General features: G+C 51.1%; 17 protein-coding genes and 1 pseudogene. 11 read left to right on the top strand and 7 right to left on the bottom strand.

Going from position 1 to position 26548, the window contains the following annotated elements; all coding sequences use genetic code 11:
- Window positions 1–2: 2 nt before the first annotated feature.
- The 3 genes and pseudogenes from SK36_RS13005 to SK36_RS13000 all read right to left on the bottom strand — a co-directional run bounded on the left by SK36_RS13005 (window position 3) and on the right by SK36_RS13000 (window position 2809).
- On the bottom strand, window positions 3–1160 hold the full coding sequence (locus SK36_RS13005) for a DNA cytosine methyltransferase (protein WP_048222739.1): 1158 nt from the start codon (window positions 1158–1160) through the stop codon (window positions 3–5).
- Window positions 1161–1353: 193 nt separating this feature from the next.
- Window positions 1354–1577: pseudogene (locus tag SK36_RS25065) on the bottom strand (tyrosine-type recombinase/integrase); the annotation flags it as partial.
- Window positions 1578–1582: 5 nt separating this feature from the next.
- Window positions 1583–2809, bottom strand: a complete 1227-nt coding sequence (locus SK36_RS13000) for a tyrosine-type recombinase/integrase (RefSeq protein WP_048221715.1) — start codon at window positions 2807–2809, stop codon at window positions 1583–1585.
- A 724-nt stretch (window positions 2810–3533) separates the two neighbouring features.
- Here SK36_RS13000 and iroN point away from each other — a divergent pair.
- Window positions 3534–5708: a siderophore salmochelin receptor IroN gene (gene iroN / locus SK36_RS12995; protein ID WP_156184447.1), complete on the top strand. Its 2175-nt coding sequence runs from the start codon at window positions 3534–3536 to the stop codon at window positions 5706–5708.
- Between the two features lie 44 nt (window positions 5709–5752).
- Here iroN and SK36_RS12990 read toward each other — a convergent pair whose 3' ends face one another.
- The 4 genes from SK36_RS12990 to iroB form a co-directional block, all read right to left on the bottom strand.
- The gene (locus SK36_RS12990; RefSeq protein WP_048221713.1) at window positions 5753–6712 is read right to left on the bottom strand and encodes an alpha/beta hydrolase; all 960 of its coding nucleotides are present in this window, start codon (window positions 6710–6712) and stop codon (window positions 5753–5755) included.
- Between the two features lie 82 nt (window positions 6713–6794).
- Window positions 6795–8036, bottom strand: coding sequence for an alpha/beta hydrolase-fold protein (locus tag SK36_RS12985; protein ID WP_045441426.1), 1242 nt, complete (start codon window positions 8034–8036; stop codon window positions 6795–6797).
- Window positions 8037–8140: 104 nt separating this feature from the next.
- Window positions 8141–11797 (bottom strand): salmochelin/enterobactin export ABC transporter IroC, encoded by a 3657-nt coding sequence (gene iroC / locus SK36_RS12980; RefSeq protein ID WP_156184446.1) that lies wholly within the window; start codon window positions 11795–11797, stop codon window positions 8141–8143.
- Between the two features lie 144 nt (window positions 11798–11941).
- Complete coding sequence (iroB, locus tag SK36_RS12975; protein ID WP_045441427.1) at window positions 11942–13057, bottom strand: salmochelin biosynthesis C-glycosyltransferase IroB; 1116 nt, start codon at window positions 13055–13057, stop codon at window positions 11942–11944.
- Between the two features lie 1545 nt (window positions 13058–14602).
- Between iroB and SK36_RS12970 the strand changes: the two genes are divergently transcribed.
- From SK36_RS12970 to hcp, 10 genes are all read left to right on the top strand, one after another.
- Complete coding sequence (locus SK36_RS12970) at window positions 14603–15439, top strand: alpha/beta fold hydrolase (protein WP_048221712.1); 837 nt, start codon at window positions 14603–14605, stop codon at window positions 15437–15439.
- Window positions 15440–15652: 213 nt separating this feature from the next.
- Complete coding sequence (locus SK36_RS12965; protein WP_048221711.1) at window positions 15653–16663, top strand: LacI family DNA-binding transcriptional regulator; 1011 nt, start codon at window positions 15653–15655, stop codon at window positions 16661–16663.
- 140 nt (window positions 16664–16803) lie between these two features.
- Window positions 16804–18255, top strand: coding sequence for a Na+/H+ antiporter NhaC (gene nhaC, locus SK36_RS12960; RefSeq protein ID WP_048221710.1), 1452 nt, complete (start codon window positions 16804–16806; stop codon window positions 18253–18255).
- A gap of 12 nt (window positions 18256–18267) precedes the next feature.
- Entirely contained in the window at window positions 18268–19470 is a 1203-nt protein-coding gene (locus tag SK36_RS12955) for a MalY/PatB family protein (protein ID WP_048221709.1), read from the top strand.
- Window positions 19471–20197: 727 nt separating this feature from the next.
- Complete coding sequence (gene tssB / locus SK36_RS12950; protein WP_045441433.1) at window positions 20198–20695, top strand: type VI secretion system contractile sheath small subunit; 498 nt, start codon at window positions 20198–20200, stop codon at window positions 20693–20695.
- 32 nt (window positions 20696–20727) lie between these two features.
- On the top strand, window positions 20728–22275 hold the full coding sequence (gene tssC / locus SK36_RS12945; protein WP_045441434.1) for a type VI secretion system contractile sheath large subunit: 1548 nt from the start codon (window positions 20728–20730) through the stop codon (window positions 22273–22275).
- Between the two features lie 17 nt (window positions 22276–22292).
- Entirely contained in the window at window positions 22293–23633 is a 1341-nt protein-coding gene (tssK, locus tag SK36_RS12940) for a type VI secretion system baseplate subunit TssK (RefSeq protein WP_048221708.1), read from the top strand.
- A complete protein-coding gene (gene tssL, locus SK36_RS12935) occupies window positions 23630–24319 on the top strand; it encodes a type VI secretion system protein TssL, short form (RefSeq protein ID WP_045441437.1) in 690 nt (229 codons plus the stop codon). Before tssK ends, tssL begins: the two co-directional genes overlap by 4 nt.
- Window positions 24316–26025 carry an OmpA family protein gene (locus tag SK36_RS12930; RefSeq protein ID WP_048221707.1) on the top strand — a complete coding sequence of 570 codons (1710 nt, stop codon included), beginning with the start codon at window positions 24316–24318 and terminating at the stop codon, window positions 26023–26025. Before tssL ends, SK36_RS12930 begins: the two co-directional genes overlap by 4 nt.
- Before the next feature lie 4 nt (window positions 26026–26029).
- Window positions 26030–26521, top strand: coding sequence for a type VI secretion system effector Hcp (gene hcp / locus SK36_RS12925; protein ID WP_045441440.1), 492 nt, complete (start codon window positions 26030–26032; stop codon window positions 26519–26521).
- The last annotated feature ends 27 nt before the right edge of the window (window positions 26522–26548 follow it).

Genomic DNA, 26548 nt, shown 5'->3' with positions numbered 1-26548 from the left:
TTCTAACCTACCTTAATAGCATTCGTTTCAATATTATTTAATGCTTCATAAATTTCCCCCATGATATGTTTTGACATTAATGGGGATACACTATTCCCAATCATTCTAAAGCTGTGCCATTTAGTATGATGGAAAACAAACCAATCTGGAAACCCCTGAAGACGGGCTGCTTCTCGAACAGTAATTACTCTTCCTTCTTCCGGATGTAAAGGGCGTACAGCCTGATGACTTCCCTTATCACTTCCAGTTCCAGCCCTCAATGTTGGACATAATCCATCCCATAAAAGACATTTTGATTTACTAACGGGATCAACCATCCCCGGTACTATCGAAGAATATCTTGCTTTAACTTTTGGAGAGTGAAGCGTATTAAAAAAACCACTTATCTCACCTATCTTCAATTTATCTATAGCATTTTTCCACCCCATATTAGCAGGGGGAAGAGCTCTCATTTCTTTTGCATATTTTGATAAATTTTCAACATTTACATCTTTATATTTATGCCAACCGAAATCAGATATATCATTGTTCTTTGATTTCATCAGTGGCGCGGGAAGATCACTTATCGCATCCCTGACAGTATTTCTCTCATAATTACCAGATTTGAGTGTCTCACTATTTAATCCACATGCAAACTCTTCAGGAATAAATCCTATAACCACAACTCTACGTCTTCTCGTTGGAGCTCCAAAGTCAGAAGCATCAATGATCATAGGGTCTAAGACTTGATAGTCAGCGTCCAGTGTCTTTAGCGCTGACTTTAATTCATATACGTTTTTCTCATCCATTAAACCTTCAACATTTTCCATAATGAAAAATTTAGGTTTTATTATGTTAACTGTCCTAAAAAAATGCCTCAGTAGTGAACGCCGGGGATCATTAACATCAGAATGTCCCATCCGACTGTAGCCTTGACATGGAGGGCCACCTATTATTCCATCAATTTTCTGGGACGATATTATTGAGTTCCATTCAGACTCCCCTAATAAAGAAATATCACCATTTATAATATTAGTATTTGGAAAATTTTTGGCATAAGCTGACTGCAAAGTAGCATCTATATCAACAGCAGCAATAACATCAAAACCTGCTAACTTGGCTCCAAGTCCGAAACCACCACATCCGCAAAAAAGATCTATGACTACGGGTGCTTTGCTCATAACTTTCCTATAAAGATCCGTTTGATAGGGCATTTCAATACTTCCTCTTATACAACGCCCCTGATATTGAGTGATATTTTAGCAACTTTCTAAACTTAATGAAATGATGGACTGTACTCAACCCTGAATTAAAAAATCATTCAAAATCAAAGGGTAGTGTGTTTTTTTGTGTTGTGATATACAAATAATCAGCTCACAGCTGAACCATGAGACGTCTTTCATCCAAATGCTCCGCCTCATAAATGTATGCGGCTTGGACGGTATTTCGTTCCTGATGACCCATCTGAAGCTCAACAGCATCCCTTGACCATAATCTTGATCCGATCAGGCCATTGTTCCAAACCCTTACCCACGAACTTCTGTTTTGGTGCCGTAGCTCATTTTGCGAAGGGCTTTGTTGATGGTATATACAGACAGAACAGCTAAACATGGGCAAGACAATACCCCGACCACTCATCCATCAAAGCCACACGCTTAGGCCATAACGTCCCACGTTGATATGCTGCTTCGGCCTTATCTGCCAACTGGTGCGCCAAAGCATGTTCAATGACCTCACGTTGATGGTCTGTGGTTTCACCAGCCCAATCACGAAATGTTGAACGGAAGCCATGTTGTGTTAAGCCACTATGCCCCATTCGTTTCAATACAGCCAGCAATGACATATCTGATAGCTGTCCTCCACGCGGGGCAGGAAACACAAGGTTATTGTCCTTGAAGCGTGGTAAATCCTTTAACAGGGCAATGGCAGCATCAGGCAGTGGAACCCTATGTTCTTTGCTGGCTTTCATTCTGCTGGCAGGGATGGTCCAAGTTTTGTTCTTCAGATCTATTTCTGACCATTCAGCGCCGCGGACTTCACCAGAGCGCGAAACTGTCAGTATTGAAAACTCAAGTGCTCGCGCTGAAATGCCTACTCGTTTACGTAGTTCGGTCATGAACGAGCCGATCTCGTTGTAGGGTAATGCAGCATGATGTTTTTGGGTCTGAACTTTGCTTGGCATTGGCAGGAGGGGCTTAAGCATACCTTTCCATGCTGCTGGGTTATCACCTTCAAAATATTCTTTCGCTTTTGCGTAATCGATGATCGCTTCAATGCGACCGCGAAGACGGCTGGCAGTTTCGTTTTTTGTTAACCAGATTGGTTCAAGTATCGCTAATAGGTCAGTCTTTGTAATCTCAGCGATGGGTTTTTGACCAATAACAGGATAAGCATACGTTTCCAGTGTGGACCGCCATTGAGCAATGTGTTTCTGGTTCTTTAGCTCATTGGTCTTAATTGCGATAACGTCTTTAGCACAGCTAGCAAAGGATTTGTTCTTGTGCGCCAGACGTTCCTGATGCGCTTTATGGGCGTGCTTTTCGGCAAGGGGATCAATGCCATTACGGATTTGTTTACGCAGCTCACGAGCTTTGTCACGCGCTTCTGCTAATGAAACTTCGGGGTAGGGGCCAAGACCCATGTTTAAACGTCTCGGAACTGTTCTACCTAGCGCGTTAACTCTTACCCCCATAGCAACGCAAAGCACCCATGAACGCGACTGGCCTCTGTTTCGAAGATACAGGCCGTCAACGCCACCGACGGCAACAGAGCCTTCTTTTTTTAACTTAGCAACTGCGAGTCCGGTGAGTTCTTTGGCTTTTTTCGGCATAGTAAAATCCTGTCATACAAACCGCCATGCATAAGGTACTGCATAAAATGTCAGATTTTTTCGGATGTAGCAAGACGTCCTCGAACAATCTATTTTGACAACATATTGTTTATTAATGGTAAAAATGGACTATTTCTGACATTCTCGGACATTAATTTGGCGGACTACGCTTCCGCCAAATAAAAGAAGGGGTTACCGAAAGGTAACCCCTTCTTGCTTTGGGCGGTTGTATACTGTTGGTATCTTTTCAATATTATGAAGCCTACTACCGGGCTTTTGAGTGTGAATTTTCCTGTCCTTGCTCGTTCAAAACTGGCGTGGTTTTTATCTTTCGAACATAAGCCAGAAGCTGGTTTTCTGTTTTATCGCCTAAGAAACGTTATTTCTCCCGGCTACTGCTTTCGTAATTCGAAACTCTTTTGACTTTAGTATCGTGAAATGTACATCCACTGTGCACCAGTTGTATGGCGAAGCGCAGACGTGATGACCATTCTTGTAATCTGCTTCGTGTCGGTTTTGTTCTCCTCAATAATCGTACCTGTCAGCACGATTCTTACTTCTCCTTGTACACAAATCAAAATTCGCTAAAGGTTGCCTTACTTTTTATTAAATGATATTAATTATCATTATCATTGACGAATAATTATAATAATAAGAATACCTGGGAAGGGTGTGAGCTTAACGAACAACCACTTTAAAGTTAGGCATTTATTAGGGAATGGGTATGAGAATTAACAAGATCCTCTGGCCGCTAACCGCGATCCTTGTAGGGTTGAATAGTCAAGTATCAGCAGCCAAATCCACCGATGATAGCGGCGAGACCATGGTGATAGAAGCTACTGCTGAGCAGGTACTAAAACAACAACCTGGCGTATCGATTATTACCAGCGAAGATATTAAAAAGAACCCTCCGGTCAACGACCTTTCCGATATTATTCGCAAGATGCCAGGGGTAAATCTGACCGGTAATAGCGCATCGGGAACACGCGGTAATAACCGGCAAATTGACATTCGTGGCATGGGGCCGGAAAACACCTTAATTTTGATTGATGGTGTACCAGTGACGTCGCGCAACTCTGTGCGCTATAGCTGGCGTGGGGAACGCGATACCCGCGGTGACACCAACTGGGTACCGCCGGAACAAGTCGAACGCATTGAGGTGATTCGCGGCCCTGCGGCGGCGCGCTACGGTTCGGGTGCTGCGGGTGGGGTGGTGAACATCATTACCAAACGTCCCACCAACGACTGGCATGGTTCCCTGTCGTTATACACCAATCAGCCGGAAAGCAGCGATGAAGGTGCCACGCGTCGTGCCAACTTTAATCTCAGCGGGCCGCTGGTCGGCGATGTGCTGACTATGCGCTTGTATGGCAATCTGAATAAAACCGATGCCGACAGTTGGGATATTAACTCCGCAGCCGGAACTAAAAATGCGGCTGGGCACGAAGGGGTACGTAATAAAGATATTAACGGTGTGGTATCGTGGAAATTAAATCCGCAGCAAATCCTTGATTTTGAGGCTGGATATAGCCGGCAGGGAAATATTTATGCTGGCGATACGCAAAACAGCTCTTCTAATGCGGTTACCGAAAACCTCGCCAAATCCGGGGAAGAGACGAATCGCCTGTACCGTCAGAATTACGGCATTACGCATAACGGTATTTGGGACTGGGGACAAAGCCGCTTTGGTGTCTATTACGAAAAAACCAATAATACCCGTATGGATGAAGGGTTATCCGGTGGTGGTGAAGGGCGCATTTCGGCGGATCAGAGGTTCACTACCAACCGTCTCAACTCCTGGCGAACCAGCGGGGAACTCAATATTCCGCTGAATTTGCTGGTTGATCAGACGGTTACCGTTGGTGCGGAGTGGAGCCGCGATAGACTCGAAGATCCTTCTTCTACTGGCTTAACGGTGAGCGATAGTAATATCGGTGGTATTTCTGGCTCGGCTGCGGAACGCAGCAGTAAAAACCATTCCCAAATCAGCGCGCTATATATTGAAGATAATATTGAGCCTGTTGCCGGCACGAATATTATTCCCGGCCTGCGCTTTGATTATCTCAACGATTCCGGCGGTAACTTCAGTCCCAGTCTGAACCTCTCGCAGGAATTAGGTGATTACTTCAAAGTCAAAGCGGGGATTGCGAGAACCTTCAAAGCACCAAACCTTTATCAATCCAGCGAAGGTTATCTGCTCTACTCGAAAGGCAATGGTTGCCCAAAAGATATTACGTCCGGCGGTTGTTATCTGATTGGTAATAAAGATCTCGATCCGGAAATCAGTATTAACAAAGAAATCGGTCTGGAGTTCGCCTGGGAAGATTACCACGCCAGCGTGACCTACTTCCGCAATGATTACCAGAATAAGATCGTGGCCGGGGATAACATTATTGGGCAATCCTCATCCGGCGCATATATCCTCCAGTGGCAGAATGGCGGGAAAGCGCTGGTTGACGGTATCGAAGCCAGCATGGCGATCCCACTGGTGAAAGATCGTCTGAGCTGGAATACAAATGCCACTTATATGATCACGTCGGAACAAAAAGATACCGGTAACCCGCTTTCGGTCATCCCGAAATATACTATTAATAACTCTTTAGACTGGACTATCACTCAGGCGTTCTCTGCCAGCGTTAACTGGACATTATACGGCAGACAAAAACCGCGTACCCATGCGGAATCGCGCAGTGAAGATACTGGTGGTCTGTCAGGCAAAGAGCTGGGGGCTTATTCACTGGTAGGTACCAACTTCAATTACGATATTAATAAAAATCTGCGTCTTAATGTCGGGGTTAGCAATATCTTCGACAAACAGATCTACCGCTCTTCCGAAGGGGCGAATACCTATAACGAGCCTGGCCGGGCTTATTATGCCGGTGTTACTGCGTCATTCTGATCGCATTGTTACAGTCATACTGCCCGCGTATTAGCGGGCAGTGTTTAGCGACTGGATTGATGACAGCCAGGGGTGTTATCCGCATTTTCACCGCTGATATCTAACAGTGCGCTGCGGAAAGAGGCGTTGAACATTGGGCCGTGCCCTTGCCCCGGGAAGTCCCAAAAGGTGGCATTGACACCTTTATCTTTCAGTATGGCGAGAGTGGTATGAATTTTCGTCAGCACCCCGGCAGCATGCGTTTCCTGGTTATCGCCTGGCGCCGCTGACCCTTCCATTATCGTCAGGTGCTTAGCGCAGTTTTGTGAGGGCTTGATCGCCGTGATGCGGTCCAGCAGAGAATCGTTGCCTCTGCCCAATGACGGGCTGGCGCTGTAGTATGCCTGGAAGTAAGAGGATGTCAGCCAGGAATCCAGTACGAACAGTCCGCCGTAGGAGTGTCCCCACAGGCCACGACGCTGTCGATCGATATTTAATCCTTGCTCCGCTTTTGCCGCAATACGTGTTTCAAGTAACTGACGGAAGTCATTGCTACCGCCGCTCTTACGACCCTGGCGACCACTTCTGGCGTTTGTTTTGCCGTTTTCTGTCGCTGCCGGCGTATAGTCGTAGGCCCTGCCATTGAGATCGAAGGGGAGGTTGGTCTGATATCCGACGACCACTATCACCGGTGGTGATTTGTCTGTCAGCTGTTCGAGCAGTTCGTCATTCAGGCGATCCATCACTGCGTTGCCGTCGAGCATATATAAAACAGGGTAGCCTGACGCTGGCGCGGTTTTATTCGGTACTGCCGTCCATACGCGATAATGGCGGGTGCCATCGGCGGAGTCGAACTGGTTGATGCTAAAGCGGTAAAACGCGGAGCCTTTATCGGCGATATTTGGCCCCAGCGGTTGCATATCCGGCTTTGCAAAAGTGTGCGCGCTATAAATGAGAGTGAGGCAAGAAAGAAGAGAAAAAAGCGCCTTGCGTGGGCGTGTCGAACGATACTCGCGGGCATACATCTGATAATTATTCCTTTTCCGCAGGTGACATTTTATTTCTTCATGAGCACATACAGTTGCCTGAAAGTGCTCGCGGGTCAAGCTAACCCTGCAGTAAGCCGAGCCCGTCAATCAGCGCGCCGCGCCACCATGCATAATCGTGGCCGCCGGTATAAATTGCGCAATGGCTGTCAACGCCGGCGTCAAGCAACCGCTGATGGAGTTGCTGAACGTGCGGCACCGTCGAACCCTCCAGAGAGCCCACGCACAGGCGGATACGCACGCCCTGCGGCGGGGCAGAAAGCAGATGCTCGCTCACCCATGAAATATCGCTTTCGCTAAATAGGTTTGGCCGGCTGGCGCCATCTGGCGTCCACCACATTGACGGGGAGTGGCTGAGCGCAAGACCGAAGGTTTCCGGCGCGTGGCGCGCGGCCATCAGCGCGCTGACCCCGCCGAGGCTCTGCCCGGCCAGTACGGTGCGTGAACGATCTGCCCAACGCCGCTGCGGTTGTTCAGCACGGATCGCCGGTAGCAGATGTCTGGCGATATCTTTTATCAGTTCGCTGCGTCCGCCGAGTATTGCAGTCCGTTCGCACTCATCGATGTTATCGATGCCCAGCACGGCCACGGGAACGATACGCCCGTTATTGATGGCGGCATCAATTGCCGCGCATACGCCAAGGTGATCAAACCAGGTTTCGCCATCGGGCAGCACTACCAGGCCGAGAGGCTGTGTGTTATCAACATCAGGAAGATAGAGCCGAATCCGGCGGGATTGCCCGGCGACAATTCGTACTGAGGTAAGCAATTGCCCGGCGTGGGCGCTACCGCTCCATTCGGCCTGGGCGGGAGCCTTATCGAGCGCCAGAACAGATTCCTGCGCACTTCCCCGTACGTTGATGCCTGGCGTCTTGTTTAGTGGATCAGCCTGCCCGGCGAGGGCGGCAAAGCGACCTCCCAAATGAGCAATCGTCTCATTTGACGTACCGGGGGGAATTTCTACCAGCGAATAGGAGCCGCAGTAGCTTGCCGGCAAACGCAGCGTCAGAGTCCAGATACCCGTGTCGGGAATGGCGGTCATCAGCCCCTTTGCCACGTACTCTTTATCCGTCACCCGATTCAACCGCAGATAAACTCCCTGCAGTGGATGTCGGGCGTGCCACAGGAAGGTCACTTCACGCTCATCTTCCACGCCTTCAGCCGGCACAACCAGCGGTATATTCAGCGACTCAGCTTCGCGCCAGAAACGAGAAGGGTTGGTAATGCGGCCCGCGGCCAGCTGGTTGCGCAGGCTGGCGATGGCAGAGGGAGAGGCAGACGGATGTTGTGGCATGTTCAGCATTCTATCTCGTTAAAAAATTTGGATACCAGTATGGAAAACTCAAGCGGCTATTCCCGGAACAGCCGCTTGAGAGCGTGTTGATTAATGTCTTACGCGTGTAATAACTATCCCACGATATCCCCCGTGATGTCGCGTTGGCGATGTGGTTTATTACTGCCGACGCTGTCGTGCCATAAGCGGGTATAGAGGCCGCCCGCGGCTAACAGTTGTTCGTGGGTGCCGTATTCCACCAACTGGCCTTTATCGACAACGGCAATCAGGTCGCAGCGTTGCGCGGTGGTCAGACGGTGCGCCACAATCAGCGCCAGGCGCTTCCCGGTATGTGCTACCTCCGTTAACGAGGACATTAATCGCTCTTCGGACGTACGATCCAGACGCGACGTGGCTTCGTCGAGCAGCAGGATGTGAGCATTTGCCAGTTGGGCACGGGCCAGTGCAATCTGCTGGCGTTGACCCGCGGAAAGATCCGCGCCGCCGTTATTCACCGGCGTACGGAATCCTTGCGGCAGATTTTGCACGGTCTCAAACAGTCCCACACACCGTGAAGCGATCTCAACTTCGGCGTTAGTGCTGGAGGGTCGCGAGTAACGAATATTTTCCGCGATATCTCCGCTAAACAGCACCACATCCTGATCGACCAGCCCAACCTGGCGACGGTAATCGGCAAGCGAGGCATCCTCAATTAGCTTCTCGCCGATGCGGATCCTGCCGCTGGTGGGGGAATATAACCCGGCGATCAGCTTAATCAGCGTCGACTTACCGGCACCGCTGCGACCGACGACCGCGACGACTGTTCCCTCGGGGATAGTCAGGGTAAGCGAGTTTAGCGCCGGTTCAGGGGTATCGGGATAGCTGAACGTTACCTCTTCAAGGTGCAGCGCGCCGGTGGCTGGCTGTGCGGAAGAGGGCTCGACGTTCTCTGTGCCTTCGGTCGTCAGCAGTTCATCAATATGTTTACTGCTGGCTGTCGCTTGTTGCCAGGCGTCGACTATTCCTGATAGCTGCTGCACTGGTCCATAGAATTGCCCCAATAGCAGGAAGAAGGCAGCCAGCACCCCGGCAGTTATCTCACCTTCGGCGACTCGTGACGCGCCAACCAGCAGAACGGCAGCATAGGAAGCCTCAGTGCAGAAGGTCAGGAACGGGAAATAGACGGCAAGGTATTTTTGCGCACGCACGCGGGTAGCGCGGAAGCGGTCTGATAACGCGCGCAGACGGGCGGCCTCCTGCTCCTGCTGGCCGTGCGATTGCACGACGCGCAAGCCGGAGACTTTCTCCTGCAGGGTGCTATTTACTTTACCTATTTCCAGCCGCGCCTGCGCATAAGCGGGGGAGCTCAGGCGACGATAGAGCCAGGTCGCCAGTGCGACTACCGGCACTGCGCTTAATGCCGTCAGTGCCAGAAGCGGGTCGAGCCAGAACATAGCTGCGGCGATGGCAAACATTGTCACCAGGCTGGTGGCCGCACCGGCAAGGCCGTTTTGCAAAAAGCGGGCGAGAGAGTCGACATCAACGGTCATGCGGGTCAGGCGCGAATCGACATGTTTTTCATGCCAGGGCAAGCCAAGACGCAGCATATGACCGAAGCTACGTAAGCGCACCGTATGCTGGACCGACTCCGCAGCCCTGGCGGCGAAGACTGTCTGCAACGAATAACAGCACCAGCTCACAACTACCAGACACAAGGCGAGCAGGACGCAGAGGCCGATAGTCGACATGTCACCTGCGGCGACGCCCAAATCAATGCCGCGCTGCAGCAGTATCAGTACCCCGACGCCTGCCGCGGAATCGATCGCGATCAGAAGGGCTGCGATGACGAACATCCACGCCACCGGCTTCAGCAGTGAGGTAACTTTGCGGCCTTTACCGGCTAACGCTTGCTGTACTGCATTCTCCGGTACGTGGGTCATACGGGCGACAAAGCTTTTGCCATCCCCCTCCAGCGCATCGTTTTGCTCTACAGGTATTGTCGGCCATAATTCGCTGTGCCCACCAGGGGAAGGCGCGAGGAAATCGCCGTCGCCGGTTATAAGGGAGCGGAAGGCCGGACAGCGCGCTTCAAGCTCCGCCTGGGTTCCAATATCCACCACACGGCCTTTATCCAGCACCACAATCCGGCTGGCTAACTGAAGCGTTGAGCGGCGTCGGGCAATCACCAGCAGCATATGTTCCTCGTCGGCATAGCGACCCAGAGCGGTATTGATCTCCGCTTCGGTCCCGGCGTCGACTGCCGAGGTGGTGTCATCGAGGACCAACACCTCTGGCGCAGTTATTAACGCCCGGGCCAGTGCGATTCGCTGCCTCTGCCCGCCGGAAAGATTGGTCCCGCGTTCGGTTAGCCGGGTATCAAAGCCTTTTGGCAAGGCGTTGATAAAACTGCTGGCCCCCGCTGCCGTCGCCGCGCGACGAATATCTTCTATCGTTGCCTGCGGGTGACCGTAGGCGATATTTTCCGCCACCGTACCGGCAAACAGAAAAGCATCTTCAAACACGACGCCCACCCGGCGGCGAAGTGCCTCCAGCTTGAGGTCGCGAAGGTTCTGCCGACCTGAGCGGGTGTTAAGCCATATATCTCCGGCGCTGGGATCGTAAAAACGCGCCAGCAGCATCAGTAGTGTCGATTTTCCGGAACCCGATGCTCCCACCACCGCCACGGTTTCACCGGCATGCAGGGAAAAGGAGACATCGCTAAGGATGCGTCTGCCATTACCGTAATCGAAGCTCATTTTTTCCAGCTCCAGACCGACAACCTGGCCGTTGACTGCCTCAGTCCCGTCCTCCATTTGTGAACGGGTGTCGATCAGGGCAAATACCCGCTCCACGGAAGCCTGGGTTCGCTGGGCAATGACCAGAAACGACGCCAGCACACGAGTCGGCCCGGTCAGCATCGCGAGGAAACTGGCAAACGCCACGAAGGTTCCGAGATCAATCCGTCCGTGCATGACTGACCAGCCGCCGTAGCATAGCAGGACGATTTGCCCAAGAACTGGAAGCGCCAGCATGGTGGCGCCTGGCATTGCTTGCGAGATGGCCGCGCCGATGCGAACACGTACTATCTGCCGTGACTGGCGGTCCAGCCAGCGCGTTTCACGAAGCTCCGCCACGCAGGATTTTACCACAGAGATCTGTGCCAGCACTTCGCGCATATGTTCGGTGAGATTCGCCAGCCGGTCCGAGGCCAGACCGGTTTGTGAGAACACTCGCCGGCGGGCGCGTAGCGCGGTGATGGCCAGGCATGCCAGTACGCAAACGACGATTAGCGTCATTGCTGGTGACATCCACAGCATTACGGCAATTCCGGCGATGTAATAGGTGAATACTGCCAGCGGTACCGGGCACATCTGCAACAGAGTATGCACCTGCTGCAGATCGCTGTTGGTCCGTGAAATCACCAGTCCGGTGCGCAGAGTGTCCTGACCCGCGCCATCCAGTTTCTGAATACTGTCGAAGGCCCGTCCCCGCAGGGTGTGCTGTACCCAGAGCGATAGCTCCCCGGCATAACCGCGGCGCACGTAGTTACCGATGAAATCAAAAAAGGCGATCAGCAGTAGCCCGCAGGCCAGCCACGGCAGGCGGGTAGGATTGCCTGCCAGCGCGTCGTTCACTGCTTGCCGCGTCAATAATGGCGTCAGCGCAGCCAGCAAAATGGTCGATACCGACGCCACTACCACGATGGTGCTAAGTTTCTTACGTTCCCAGCACACGCGACCAAGGCGAACTATCCAGGAGCGCGCAGGGGTGGGAGAGTGAGTCGCAGGCATTAAGCCTCCTCCGTCTGTAAAAAATACGATCCGGAACGGATCGAACTGCAAAAAAAGAGCGCCAGCGCGTTCCGGTCTCGCATCGGTACGGGAGAGTAGATCCGGGATTTGTGCTGGCGCATTATCTTCATGACAGCGTGGTGGCTATCCTTTTTGCGCCATCGCGATCAGGCTTTTCGCCACCTCAGTCGGGCAGGCTTGCGCCGCCATTTCCGCCGCCACCTCTTCAGAGGCGGCACGAAGCGCACGATTTTCAAGGAAGGCATTGATCATGGCGCTCGACAGGCCGCCGTCGCCGGGGATGATCCCGCAGCCGCGATCGACTACGGCGCGGGCATTCACTGGGCGATCGGCGCCTTCACCGAATACGATTTGCGGAATCCCGGTGTGGAGCGCCGTCAGAGTGTTACCAGCGCCGCCATGATGAATAAATCCATCGGCGCCGTTGAGGAAGACACCCATTGGGATCCAGTCGACCAGGCGAACATTTGACGGCAGCGAGCGCAGATCGGATCGCGCATTGGGCGACAGATGCAGGATGATTTCGGCATCGACTTCACTGGCGGAATCCATCACCCAGGAGATCAGGTCAAGACCGTCAACCATCGGTTTGACGGTCCCGAGGCTGACCAGCAGACGTTTACGATCGGGCGTTCTCTCCCACCATTCTTCCCATACCGCGCCGCCGTTGTAGGGGACGTATTGCATAGGAATAACAGGCTCGCCGTCGTTTTGCAGAATGCTCATACTCGGCGGCGTTACGTCGATCCATGCCATATCACGCGGCGCGGCCTCGACCCCGTGTCGGCGATAGGCGTCTGCGAGCGATCGCGTCACGCCTTTGATATGCCAGGGAGTATGGCCGAAGCCGACGGTCTGCATCACGACCGGTATGTTGTATTTGGCGGCAATCAGCGGCCCGACGACCCCAAGTGGAGGGTAGACGATGAGATCGGGTCGCCAGTGTCCGGCGAACTCCACCAGGTGGTCGGCCATCTCTTCGCTGAAGAACGAGAAGTTGCCCATTTTGGTACCGATGTTACTTTCCTTTCGCTGCGCTTCACGGCGGCGATAGTCGGCTTCAGAATCAAAACCGGGAGCGGCGTCAAACACCACCAGCCCAGCCTCTGCCGCTTTCTGGGCGAATTTTCCTCCGCTGGCGATCAACACTTCGTGGCCGTTTACGCGAAAAGCCTGTGCCAGAGACAACACCGGATACAGCAGCCCATAGAGAGGCGGGCCTACAAACAGAATACGCATGAGAAAATCCTTCTCCGCTTGACGAATTAAATCAGGAAGTCGACGCAGTCATGTGCCAGTCAGCAGGTCGTTAATTTTCGTTAAACCTGCTTTGCCAGATGCTGCGCCATTTTTGAGTTTCTCCAGCGTTACGCACGGCCCTGCCGACGACTATCTCGCAGCAGGCTATTCCGTGACGTACGCTGGAGAATCGGGAACTCCGTGTCCCGACTTCCATTAACGCTTGAGCGCCTTTGTCCTGTTGAACAGTCAAAACAGCGCCGTACTGCCACGACGCAGTGTTCTGACGCATTTGTGCTGTGTGAGACCAGTCAACAAATCTGGAGATGTCCTTGATTCCTTAGACACACGGTTTGCATCATCCTGACGGAGTCGCCTTCGTTGGTCGGTAAGTGGAAAAAACGTCGTTGTTCAGGCGATGTTTGTTCCCTTACAGCCTCTGTATACCTTGCCAGATAAACCACAAACGCAAATGCTAATGATAATCATTACTAATATCATTTGAAGATTGCAACAATAATTTAGATCATTGATGAAATGGGAAACGCTTATCGGAAAAATCGTAGGTGGGTTTGAGGAGAGGAGACTGGCACGAAGCGCTGACCCGCTGCGGCCTGAGAAGAGGCTGAAGCGGTTACCGGTAACCTCAATGGCTGGTTTCAGGACATGACCTTTCGAGGCATCCGTTATGCAGGTGCAGCGGCATAATAATCTGGGTAGAAAACATCATAGGGTATCGCTAAAGATTTACCGTTGATCGTTCTTTGTATTTATGTAGAAAATTGTTGTGATAATTGTTGCGTAATTGATAGTGGCAACCATTACTACTCATGTGAACGACCAGCCATTGGTTGGAAGATAATCATCTGTATCATTCCAACTTTTTCCTGTTGGGGGATTGAATGTTTCTTTACCACATACACTCTTGGTCGATAGCTACTATGCCACGTGAGTTACATCGTGCCGATTGTTGGTACTTGTTAAGACAAGATCTAAATAACTTCACTCTGCTGGGGTCGTTCAAAGACTCTGCGGCAGCACTTAAAAAATCCCATGAAGTAGTAAGCAATAGAGTTATTCAATGCCCGTTTTGCAGCGAATAATGACTACAGCGCGATGGATAAGGCGGGTAAGTCCCGCAAAAAGTAACGGTGACCACATAGCCTGCTCATTGAGTGGGCTTTTTAATGACGGGTTTCTGCTGTAGATGAATAAGCGACTTTATGGCAAAGCTTCGGCAAGTTATGTATGGCTCAATCAGGGCACGTTTCACCCTCTGCATTGATAGTTCTCTCGTAGAATGGAGGTTGTTATTCAGATAAGTGGATGTTAGTTAATAATTATTTATATTCGTTGTTCTGTTCATCTTAGTCGCTATATATCCGAAAAACCAATAATAAAAGGTTACTTAATTTTGCGTCTATACTCACTAAGCCTTACAGATGTTCATATTCATTGATATGTAACATGCCAGTAAGACGTTGTGTGTTTGACTGATTTACCATCAAACTTTTGGCTGAATATCCTCACGAGGGAAATACAACTATGTCATTTGTAAAAACTAAAGATGGTGTAAACATTTTTTATAAAGACTGGGGAGCAAAAGAAGCTCAACCGATAGTATTTCATCATGGCTGGCCATTGAGTGCGGATGACTGGGATAACCAGATGTTATTCTTTCTGAATCAAGGCTATCGTGTTATTGCAATTGATCGTCGTGGCCATGGGCGCTCAGACCAGGTTAGCGAAGGTCATGATATGGACCACTATGCTGCAGACGTTTCTGCCGTTGTGGAGCATCTGGATCTTCGTAACGCTGTGCATGTTGGTCACTCCACTGGAGGCGGTCAGGTGGCTCGATATGTTGCCCAATATGGACAACCGCAAGGGCGTGTCGCTAAAGCCGTGCTGATAAGCGCTGTGCCGCCACTTATGGTAAAAACTGAAGATAACCCTGGTGGGACGCCCGTCAGCGTTTTCGATGAGTTCCGTCAGGCTCTTGCCACAAATCGCGCTCAGTTCTATCTTGACGTGGCGTCCGGGCCCTTTTATGGGTTCAACCGGGAGGGGGTTGAGGCTTCAGATGGAACCATCCAAAACTGGTGGCGACAGGGCATGATGGGGAGCGCAAAAGCACACTATGAGGGTATTAAAGCATTTTCTGAAACCGATCAGACTGATGATTTGAAATCCATTACGGTGCCTGTTTTGGTCATGCAGGGAGATGATGACCAGGTTGTCCCTTATAAAAATGCCGCACTTTTACAGGATAAATTGCTCGTTAATAGCATTCTGAAAATATATCCGGGTTATCCACATGGTATGCATACCTCTCATGCAGATGTAATTAATAAAGATCTGCTGCAATTTATTCAGTCCTGAAAATATTCTGAAGCTGGGGTTATTTTTTCTCGGCTTCAGAATATGCATGGTATTTTCATGTTACGCTTTAATTTTTAGCTATGCATGTTATGCACTAATTAGTGCTGAAATTAGTCATCGATTTTGCTATGTTACGTGGCAGATATACGAGTAAATCCTGAAAATAAGAATGCTATCAGCCAAATACGTAATATGAAAATATAAGGAACTGAAATGGCGACAATAAAGGATGTTGCATTGCTGGCGAAAGTCTCAACAGCAACAGTTTCACGTGTTATCAATCAAACCGCATGGGTCGAACCCGTGACGCGTGAGCGTGTGGAAAAGGCCATGCGTGAACTCAATTACCACCGTAATGCCGCAGCGATTGCACTGGCCAAACGTAGTGGTGACATGCTTGGATTATTAACCGGTAATCTTGCTGATCCCTTTTTCGCTCGCCTTGCGCGTGGTGTGGAGGAAGTTTCACGCAAACAGCAATTTCGTCTGATGGTTTGCAGCGGTGGTCATGATGAAGGAATGGAAAAAGCCGGGCTTGATTTTCTAATTAATCAGGGGTGTGAGGCTATTGTGGTGCATGCCAGTAGATTGTCCGAGAAAGAGCTCCTTCGTTATGCGGCTCATTTCCCGGCGATGGTGATCGTGAACCGTTATATTGCCGGGATGGCCAATCGTTGTGTATGGCTTGAAAATTGTAATGCCGCTAAAACAGCAACACTTCATTTACTGGAAAAAGGGCATCGTTGTATTGCCTGTGTGACAACTGATTTGCCGATTATCGATCGCCGCGAGCGTCTGGAAGGATATCGCCAGGCGATGGCTGAATATGGCATTACCCCGGAAAAAAACTGGGTGATTAGCGTACCTTTTAACGAAGAAGGGGGGGAGCGCGCAGCGCATCAGCTTCTTAACTGCAATATACCTTTCACCGCAGCGGTGACGTTTAACGATGTGATGGCAGCGGGTATCATGCGCATCCTTCATCAGAAAGGGATTAATCTGCCACGTCAGCTTTCTATAGTCGGGTTCGATGATGTGGTAATGGCGCGTTATCTCTATCCGGCACTCACAACGATGCACTACCCGGTTGAGCGCATGGCGCGCTGTGCTTCGCAACTGGCGATACAACTTTTCAAGGGCGCAACTCAGCAGCCCAGCATCAACAAGTTCACTGCAGAACTGGTGATCCGGGATTCTGTTCTTCCTCTCCAGGTCAATGACTAAGCCGTCAAGGATTTCAATTGTGATCTGGTTCAAATTTAGTTATCTCATGTAATCGCTTACATGAAGGCGAATGGACGATCACATCAGGGAAAAGGGGGCTCCTCTACTCTTGAGCGACCTTACAGACAGGAGATCCATTTATGAATGCCTCTCAAAATCAGAAAAAAACACTCTCATTTGGTTTAGCGCTGATACCCATTGCAGCCATGCTGCTATTGCTGATCATTGGTTACGGCATCATGGGATTACGCATTGAACCCCTGCTGCTCTGTTCTGCTGCTGTAGCCGCAGGTATTGCATGGTGGCAGGGCTATACCTGGGAAGACATCATCAGTTCGGTGGTTGATAAACTCGCTAAAGCGATGCCGGTCATCATGATTTTGATCTGCGTTGGCGGGCTAATCGGAACATGGATGTTCAGTGGAACCATACCCTATATGGTGTACTGGGGACTTAAATTAATAAGCCCTGAATACATTCTGATCGCCGCATTCTTTTTGACCAGTGTGGTGTCCGTATGTACCGGAACATCATGGGGTTCAGCAGGAACGGTGGGGGTTGCGCTCATGGGCGTAGCTGCGGGACTGGATGTGTCTCTTGCCGCAGCGGCAGGAGCTGTTGTTTCTGGTGCTTACTTTGGCGATAAAATATCGCCTCTGTCTGATTCCACCAACTTTGCTGCGATTGTCGCTGATACGACTCTGTTCGAACATATTCAGCATCTGTTGTGGACAACTATCCCTTGTTTCCTGCTTGCCGCTGTGGTTTATCTGATTGCCGGCCATAGCAGTATGCTCGGTGAGGTCGCTACGCCACAGCGCGTCACCGATATCGTGAACTCCCTTGAGACTTTATATCACTTTAATATTGTTCTGATTTTGCCACCTGTCATTGTTTTATACGGGGCGATTCGCAAGAAACCTGTTATTCCTTTGATGCTGAGCGCATGCGTGCTGGCTCTGATTCTGGGTGTGATGATGCAGGGACTGAGCATCAAGCAAGGACTGGATGCCTTTATTGATGGATTCAAAATCGAGATGTTCCCGACCGGAGCTGAAGGGATCGTTGCTGATGTCCCACGCCTACTGAATCGTGGTGGCATGTTCTCAATGATGAGCACTATCCTTCTTGTCTTTTGTGCCTTTTCTTTTGCCGGTGCCTTAACACTGACGGGGGCGCTCAACATCATTATCAACCGATTACTGACGATTATTCATAGTGTTGGTCAACTGATCGCCGCGACCATAGCAACCACTATTCTGGTTACAGGGGCAACCAGCGACGGCAAACTGGCGCTTCTGGTTCCCGCTGAACTGTTCAAAGATGCCTACCGGCGCATGGGGCTGGATACCAAAAATCTTTCAAGGACAATTGAAGACGCAGGAACCGTCATTGAGCCTCTGTTGCCATGGACATCTGCAGGGGTATATATGGCCACTACATTAGGTGTCAGTACGCTGGATTTGCTGCCCTGGGCTGTGCAGTGCTATTCAGCCATCTTTTTTGCTTTGATTTATGGCTTCACTGGAATCGGTATTGCCAGGCTATCCCCCATGCCTGGAAAAGAGAAGACGACTGTGGCTGTAGAATAGGAAGGGACAATAATGGATTTTAATAAGATTATCGATCGCCACAATACAGGCTCGCTGAAATGGGATTTTATTGCGCGCTATTTTGGCGAGGATACAAATGAACTGTTGCCGATGTGGGTTTCTGATTTTGACTTTACCTGCCCGGAAGCTGTTCAGCATGCTTTATCCCAAAGAATTGAACACGGTATTTTCGGTTACAGTGAACGCCCGCAAACGTACTATGATTCCCTCATTTCATGGTTCTCGACACGGCACCAACTGAAGCTGCAGCAAGAATGGATCTGCAGTATTGAAGGCGTGGTTCCTGGGTTATCTTTACTGGTGCAAATGCTGAGTCATCCTGGGGAAGGGGTGGTGGTTCAGGGGCCTTATTATGGTTCATTTTCCAAAATAATATCTCTAAATGGCAGGCGGTTACTGGAGAATCCGTTACATGAGGATGCGGAAACGGGTTACAAAATGGATCTCATTCACCTGGAAATGTTATTTCGTACTGAACGCCCTCCATTGATGATTTTGTGTAATCCTCATAACCCTACCGGGCGTTGTTGGTCTGCCCAGGAACTGGAGCAACTACTCCAGTTGTGTGAGACCTATAATGTCACGTTACTCTCGGATGAAATATGGGCCGATCTGTTACTTCCTGGGGAACGATTCACCTCGGTTTTACATCTGGGAGAACGCTGGCATTCGCGAGTGATATCTGCAACTTCCGCCAGTAAGACGTTTGGTTTATCAACTTTACGCATAGCAAACTTTCTCATCCCGGCCCAGGGATTACGCGAACAATTTTTACGCCGTCTGGATGCTCATGGACTGGATGTTTTCAATGCGCTTTCTATCGAGGCGAGTACCGCAGCCTGGCAACATGGTGCTTGCTGGCTGGACGAGTTACTGGGTTATCTGGCAGAAAATCGCCGATGGTTTGTTACACAGGTTAATGAATATCTCCCATGGGCACGTATTGTCCCCGCCCAGGGTACTTATCTGCTGTGGATAGATTGCAAAGAACTGGGACTAGATGATGAACAGCTCAAATGGGTAATGGTTGATGTTGCAGGCATTGCACCGTCTATGGGCAATGGCTTTGGGTCGGCCGGCAACGGTTTTATCCGCCTGAACCTGGGGTGTCCACGCGCATATCTCGAAAAAGCGCTAGAGGGGTTGAAGCGTATTGCATACATGCCTTCAAAGAAAGGGCATCCCATCCGTTAATCCAGAATGATAATGCTTTTATTCTTCTGCATACCCGTTGAAGTCTTTAACGTAAGGCCTGGCGGGGACTCTCGATATTGAGTCTGTATATACCGGCAAGGGGGAAGATAATCTCCCTTGCCGATAAAGCCCCGTTTTTATTACCCACTGATTTTCACCCTTTAATAGCCTCAGCCGTTGAACTTCGTCGCCCTTAGGCGATAGATACCCGTTTTAATAACAGAAGTTACAGCACCTCGGATGCATTTTCTGATTGCTATTGTGGCTTCGTTTTATGAGTTAGTGACGGGTAGAACATTACGAATTTTGATTGTTAGCGGTTGTGGTATTGATTACTTTTATGGCCTGAGTTTTACGCCACGTCATTTATTGCTTATTAACGTTTGCCCTTACACTTTCTGTTGTTTAGTGGAAAATCTTTTTCATAAAAAATATACATTGCTTTTATTTTCATTGATTTTAATCATTATTTATTCTCTTCATTGTAAAAATTCCATTGTTTTTCACTCCCTCGGAATATGTTACCAGCGCTGAAGCAATCCGCAGGCAGAATATCCTGGTTTGCAGTGTAATTATCTATTAACAATCAGCAGAAAATTCTTATTTTTTACTAGGAAATAGATCTTCGATCTGTAAATTTGATCAAAGATCATATATTGCTCTATTATGCGTATGAAAATGACATGTACGATAAATACTACACAGCAATATAAAGAGGGATGAACTTATGGCTGACAGCTTTCAGAGTGAGGTGCCTAAGGCACGTATCAATTTAAAACTTGATCTGCATACCGGTGGGGCGAGCAAGAAAACTGAGTTGCCGTTGAAATTACTGGTTACGGGTGATTTCAGTAATGGTCAGGAGTCTGCGCCGTTATCCGAGCGCGAAAAAGTGAATGTTACTAAAAATAATTTCGACGCTATTCTTTCCGAATATTCCCCAAAAGTGAATCTTACCGTTAAAAATACGCTTGCCGATGACGGTAGCGAGGACAATATTAAACTGACGTTCCAGAGTATGAAAGATTTCACCCCGGAACAGGTTGCCAGACAAATTCCTCAGCTGAAGGCAATGCTTTCTATGCGTAATTTGCTTCGTGATTTAAAAGCCAATCTGCTGGATAACCAGACCTTCCGAAAGGAGCTGGAAAAAATTCTGCTGGACCCAGCGTTAAGCGCAGAACTGCGCAGCGAACTCTCATCCCTGGCACCAAAACAGCCGTAACCATCACAAAGAAATAACGGATTAACCAAGGAATGCTCATGTCTGTACAAAATGAAAAGACTGCTGGTGGCGAAAGCGTTGTACTGGAACGCCCTTTAGCCGGTGGGGTTTATGCGTCTCTGTTTGAAAAAATAAATCTGAATCCGGTCTCAGAATTGAGCGCGTTGGATATCTGGCAAGATTCGCAGGCGATGTCCGATGCCACTGCTGATGAACGTCTGACTGCCGGGATGCAGGTATTTCTGGAGTGTCTGACAAAATCAGGTTCAAAAGTCGAGAAATTAGACAAGAATCTGATCGACCACCATATTGCAGAACTGGATTACCAGATTAGCCGCCAGCTGGATGCGGTGATGCACCATGAAGAGTTTCAGCGAACGGAAAGTACCTGGCGGGGATTAAAGTCGCTGGTGGATAAAACCGATTTTCGCAGGAACGTGAAAATTGAGTTGCTGGATATGTCCAAAGAGGATCTGCGGCAGGACTTTGAAGACAGCCCGGAAATTATTCAGAGTGGACTGTATAAACATACCTACATCGATGAGTATGACACTCCCGGCGGAGAACCAATTGCAGCACTGATTTCTGCCTATGAGTTTGATGCATCCGCGCAGGACATCGCATTACTGCGTAATATTTCAAAAGTGTCCGCTGCTGCGCATATGCCGTTTATCGGCTCCGCTGGCCCGAAATTCTTCCTTAAAGACTCGATGGAGGAAGTCGCGGCGATTAAAGATATCGGCAACTACTTTGACCGCGCTGAGTACATCAAATGGAAATCTTTCCGCGATACTGATGACTCACGTTACATCGGACTGGTGATGCCGCGTGTACTGGGACGTCTGCCTTATGGCCCGGATACTGTACCGGTACGTAGCTTCAACTACGTGGAAGAAGTCAAAGGCCCGGATCACAACAAATACCTGTGGACCAACGCCTCCTTTGCTTTTGCCGCCAATATGGTGCGCAGTTTCATCAACAACGGATGGTGCGTACAGATCCGTGGCCCGCAGGCCGGTGGTGCGGTTCAGGATCTGCCAATCCATCTGTACGATCTCGGTACCGGTAATCAGGTGAAAATCCCGAGTGAGGTGATGATTCCGGAAACCCGCGAATTTGAATTCGCCAACCTGGGATTCATTCCTCTCAGCTACTACAAGAACCGCGATTACGCGTGTTTCTTCAGCGCAAACTCGACTCAGAAACCGGCGCTGTACGATACCGCAGATGCGACGGCAAACAGCCGCATCAATGCGCGCCTGCCCTATATCTTCCTGTTGTCACGTATTGCCCACTACCTGAAGTTGATCCAGCGAGAAAATATCGGTACCACCAAGGACCGTCGTCTGCTGGAGCTGGAACTCAACACCTGGGTACGTAGCCTGGTCACTGAGATGACCGATCCGGGTGACGAACTGCAGGCGTCACATCCACTGCGTGATGCCAAAGTTGTGGTTGAGGATATCGAAGATAACCCGGGCTTCTTCCGCGTGAAACTGTACGCCATCCCACACTTCCAGGTGGAAGGTATGGACGTCAACCTGTCACTGGTTTCCCAGATGCCGAAGGCGAAATCGTAACCTAAGGCAGGAAGCCGATGAAAACGGAACAACCGTTATGGGGCAGGGGCCAGATGGTCTCTCCCCAACACTTCCAGCAACAGGCCGCGTATGCGGCCTGGTCAGTGGAATGCATCGCCCGCCTGGGCCTGGCTCATTCCTGGGGAATGATTAATGCCACTTTTGAACCGGATGCGCTGAAGCTGGGTCGCCTGCAGGCACGTCATCTGCACATCCGTTTCCCGGACGGAACGCTTATCGATACAGACAATGCTGACGCCCTGCCTCCGGCGCTGTCGCTTGAGAGCGAATCGCATGACGTGGTGGTGGAGTTGGCACTCCCGCTGCTGCGGGCGAACGGCGGCAATTGCCTGAAACCCGATGAAGTGGCTGAGCGCCCGGTACGTTTTCGCCAGCGCTGGCGGGATATCCGCAACACTTTTGGGGAAGACACACGGCAGATCGCCGTAATGCAACCGGAACTGACGCTGAGGTTTGCTCATCAGAACAACAGCGATTACCTGACCTGTCCGGTCGCTCGTCTGCAGCAGGACTCTCAGGGGACCTGGGAACTTGATGAGACGTTTCTTCCTCCGTTGCTGACCATTCAGGGCAGCCGCTGGCTGGTGACACAACTGGAACAACTGATGATGCAACTGCGTGCTCGTCTGAGCCGCCTGATGGCCATGCGTCGTGAAAGTAACGAGCGGATGGCTGATTTTGCGGTGGCCGATGTGTCCCTGTTCTGGCTGCTCAATGCCCTGAACAGTGCAGAGCCTGTGCTGGGACAGTTTCAGCGCAATCCGCAAAGTCCGCCTGAACGTCTGTATCCGGAACTCGCTCGTCTGGCGGGTAGCTTGCTGACGTTCTCGCTGGAACATCAGGTGAGTGCCATTCCGGTCTGGCAGCATGAACAACTGAATACCGTTTTCCCGCCGCTGTTTGACTTACTGGGCGATCTGCTTGAAGCCAGTCTGCCGTCGCGGGTGGTTTCGCTTGAGCTGGACTATGACGCACGTCTCCACTTCTGGCAGGCCCGTCTGCATGACCCACGTCTGCGCGAAGGGGCTGATTACTACCTCTCCGTGCGCTCACCGATGCCGGTGGCGCAATTGCAGGAGCAGTTCCCGCGCCAGTGCAAAGTGGGCAGTCCAGATCACGTCCGGAGCATTGTTAACTCTTCCCGGGTGGGGGTTCCACTGATGCCGTTGCGCCATGTCCCGGCTGCCATTCCGTTGCGCCTGGAAAACCAGTATTTCAGCCTTGATGTCTCTCATCCTCTGGCCACAGAAATGCTCCAGAGCGGCACCTGTATGTTTTACGTTCCGGGGATGCTCGGCGAGCCTGAACTTGAACTCTTTGCGGTACTGAGAACATGAGTGAGCGTAAACGCGGCACCGCCGCGTCCATTGATATTGATGCCCTGTTACAGGACACCTGGCTGCAGGTGATCAGCCTGCGTCACGGCCCAAAATTCCAGGATGGGGAAGGGCGTAAGCTGTGGGAGCGTTGTATCGCCGATGTCGAGCGAGTGCAGAGTGAGCTAAAAGCGAGCGAACTCGATGAGATCAGTTGCCAGCATATTCTCACCGCGCAGTGTGCGCTGCTTGATGAAGCAGTCAAAGGTCGCGGTGTAGACGACGACGCCTGTGTGCAGTGGTATGACATTCCCCTGCAGGGACATTTTCTGGGCACGATGGATGCCGGTGACACTTTATGTGACCGGATGCGCGATGTGCTGCGCGAAACGGCACCCGAGCATGTCGTTGTGACCTGCTTCCAGCGAATAATGATGCTGGGATTCCTCGGCAGTTTCCGCTCATTAAATGATCCTGAGCGCCAGAAACTCGTCAGCGCACTCAATGAGCATGTCAGGCCCTTCAGCTATCCACAAAACCATCCTGTTCTGGCGGAAAGTCGTTCCGGGTCAGGGATAGGCGACTGGTTGTCGTCGTGGCCTGTGCGTATTGGCCTGAGTGTGATTGTGGTCGCGGCCTTGTGGTGGGGGCTGAGTCACTGGCTCGATCAGATGCTTCTGACGCTGTTGCCGGGAGCCGTGAAATGAGTCCTGCACAACAGCGTGGACTTGCGTTGTGGGCCGCTCTGCTAAGTACGGTGGTCAGCCTGAGCTTTCTGCCCGTTTCCCGGCTGGTTTCTGTTCTCGTTTTGCTGGCTGCTCTGGGGCTTATTGCCGCACTCTGGTACGTCGCGAGCCGTCGTGCTGAACACGATATTACGCTGCGCCTGGATGACCTCCCGGAAGCCACATACCACCAGCCTGTCGTACTGGTCTGTGGCGATCTGCCGCTGACCTGGCCGCATCTTTCACAGGTGCTGACTGTCACGCAGGGCTGCTGGATCCGTGTAGAGGATTTTCAGGATCTGGAGCAGGTTGCCCGCCAGGTACTTTGGCTGCGACCGGACTGGGGCCGACAGTTGTCGGTGATGGTCAGTGTCTGTCCGCAGAAACACGCTGACAGCGAAGCGTTGACCAGTCGTCTGCTGGCTCTGCGTTGGCAAATAAGCCAGTTGCGTAAGGAGACCGGGCATTCTGTGCCACTGGTTCTGAATGGTCAGGTCGGCAGTGCGATGACAAGTGACATGCTCTGGCAAGCGGCGATCCCTGGCGAAGGCGTGAGGGTCTGGCGTGAATCTACCGCGCCCTGTTCGATTGCCGCGTGGGTCACCACTGGCGGAGCACCTGCGATGCAACAGCAAGTGCTGATGAACAGCCTGATGAGCTGGTTTCATCAGCATGTCAAAGCGGTTTTTATGGATGAGAATCCTGATGTTCCAGCCATTGCGCCCACGGCGGTGCTGTGGGGGATGGGACCTATTCTTGCGGGTAGCCTGGCGTCTTCGGCGTGGACCGCGTGGTTGTCCCGTCACACCGCTATGCAGCATGTGGCTGGCTGGCAACCGGTAGGTACTGACAGTACGGTGATAGCGCCGTTTCCGGATTTCGTTCTGCCTTTGTTGCCAGAAGGACGGGGCTTAACCCCGCGGGGGCGAACCTGGCGCTGTGCGCTCGGGATCTTTACCCTGGCCGCCATCGCGGCGCTGCTCAGCAGCGGCTGGAACAATCGTCAATTGCTGCACCGCGTGAGCTTCGATATTGCTCGTTATTACCGTATCCCGATGGATGATTACGGTCTGAAAGCCGACGCCGTCGCGGTTCTGCGTGAGGATGCCGCACAACTGGATGACTGGACTCGTAATGGTGTACCGGCCCGGATGGGGCTGGGGTTGTATCAGGGTGAACGCCTGCGCCTTACGGTGCTGGATGCTATCCGCTCTTACGTTCCGCCGCCGCCGCCCAAACCTCAGCCGAAGCCAAAACCTGCACCGAAAATTGTGCGCCTCGACAGTATGTCGCTGTTCGACTCCGGCAAGTTCGTACTGAAGGCAGGCTCCACCAAAATGCTGATTAACTCCCTGGTGGGCATCAAAGCCAAACCGGGCTGGCTGATCGTCGTCGCCGGACACACTGACAATACCGGCAACCCACAACTGAACCAGACGCTTTCACAGAAACGTGCCGAAGCGGTACGCGACTGGATGCGTGACACCGGTGACGTGCCGGAAAGCTGTTTTGCGGTCCAGGGTTATGGCGCAAGCCGTCCTGTCGCAACTAATGACACGCCGGAAGGGCGCACGCTCAACCGCCGTGTCGAAATCAGTCTGGTCCCGCAGGCCAATGCCTGCCGGATACCAGGCAAACACCCGGCGCCATCGCAGGATGATGGCGCATCACAATTAAATGGAGAGTAATTCCATGGCAATTCCTGTTTATCTTTGGCTGAAGGACGACGGCGGCGCGGACATCAAAGGGTCTGTGGACGTTCAGGATCGTGAAGGCAGCATCGAAGTGGTGGCACAGGAGCATAACCTGTATATCCCGACCGACAACAATACCGGCAAGCTGACTGGCACCCGTATTCACACGCCGTTCTTGTTTACCAAGGAAATCGACTCCTCCAGCCCGTACCTGTACAAAGCGGTGACTACTGGCCAGACCCTGAAATCTGCGGAATTCAAGTGGTACAAGATCAACGACGCGGGCCAGGAAGTGGAGTACTTCAACACCAAACTTGAAAACGTGAAAGTGGTGAAAGTGAATCCGGTGATGCACGACATCAAGGATCCTTCTTACGAGAAGCACAACCACCTCGAAGCCATTGAGTTGCGTTACGAGAAAATCACCTGGACCTACAAAGACGGCAACATCATTCATTCCGATTCATGGAATGAGCGCGCCACCGCGTAAGTTACTCGTCATATTTCGCGCTGTAGC

Origin of the sequence: Citrobacter sp. MGH106 (assembly GCF_001037495.1) — a bacterium.
Taxonomy (GTDB): Bacteria; Pseudomonadota; Gammaproteobacteria; order Enterobacterales; family Enterobacteriaceae; genus Citrobacter; species Citrobacter murliniae.
Note: the sequence above shows the minus strand (reverse complement) of the source record. Positions and strands in the feature narration are given on the sequence as shown.

Excerpts from the sequence above, each read along its gene's own strand:
- SK36_RS12970 (WP_048221712.1), top strand. The coding sequence starts at position 14,603 with ATGTCATTTGTAAAAACTAAAGATGGTGTAAACATTTTTTATAAAGAC.
- iroC (WP_156184446.1), bottom strand. The coding sequence starts at position 11,797 with ATGCCTGCGACTCACTCTCCCACCCCTGCGCGCTCCTGGATAGTTCGC.
- SK36_RS12985 (WP_045441426.1), bottom strand. The coding sequence starts at position 8,036 with ATGCTGAACATGCCACAACATCCGTCTGCCTCTCCCTCTGCCATCGCC.
- SK36_RS12965 (WP_048221711.1), top strand. The coding sequence starts at position 15,653 with ATGGCGACAATAAAGGATGTTGCATTGCTGGCGAAAGTCTCAACAGCA.
- hcp (WP_045441440.1), top strand. The coding sequence starts at position 26,030 with ATGGCAATTCCTGTTTATCTTTGGCTGAAGGACGACGGCGGCGCGGAC.
- iroB (WP_045441427.1), bottom strand. The coding sequence starts at position 13,057 with ATGCGTATTCTGTTTGTAGGCCCGCCTCTCTATGGGCTGCTGTATCCG.
- tssC (WP_045441434.1), top strand. The coding sequence starts at position 20,728 with ATGCTCATGTCTGTACAAAATGAAAAGACTGCTGGTGGCGAAAGCGTT.
- SK36_RS12955 (WP_048221709.1), top strand. The coding sequence starts at position 18,268 with ATGGATTTTAATAAGATTATCGATCGCCACAATACAGGCTCGCTGAAA.
- SK36_RS13005 (WP_048222739.1), bottom strand. The coding sequence starts at position 1,160 with ATGAGCAAAGCACCCGTAGTCATAGATCTTTTTTGCGGATGTGGTGGT.
- SK36_RS12990 (WP_048221713.1), bottom strand. The coding sequence starts at position 6,712 with ATGTATGCCCGCGAGTATCGTTCGACACGCCCACGCAAGGCGCTTTTT.
- nhaC (WP_048221710.1), top strand. The coding sequence starts at position 16,804 with ATGAATGCCTCTCAAAATCAGAAAAAAACACTCTCATTTGGTTTAGCG.
- tssB (WP_045441433.1), top strand. The coding sequence starts at position 20,198 with ATGGCTGACAGCTTTCAGAGTGAGGTGCCTAAGGCACGTATCAATTTA.
- SK36_RS12930 (WP_048221707.1), top strand. The coding sequence starts at position 24,316 with ATGAGTCCTGCACAACAGCGTGGACTTGCGTTGTGGGCCGCTCTGCTA.
- iroN (WP_156184447.1), top strand. The coding sequence starts at position 3,534 with ATGAGAATTAACAAGATCCTCTGGCCGCTAACCGCGATCCTTGTAGGG.
- SK36_RS13000 (WP_048221715.1), bottom strand. The coding sequence starts at position 2,809 with ATGCCGAAAAAAGCCAAAGAACTCACCGGACTCGCAGTTGCTAAGTTA.
- tssK (WP_048221708.1), top strand. The coding sequence starts at position 22,293 with ATGAAAACGGAACAACCGTTATGGGGCAGGGGCCAGATGGTCTCTCCC.
- tssL (WP_045441437.1), top strand. The coding sequence starts at position 23,630 with ATGAGTGAGCGTAAACGCGGCACCGCCGCGTCCATTGATATTGATGCC.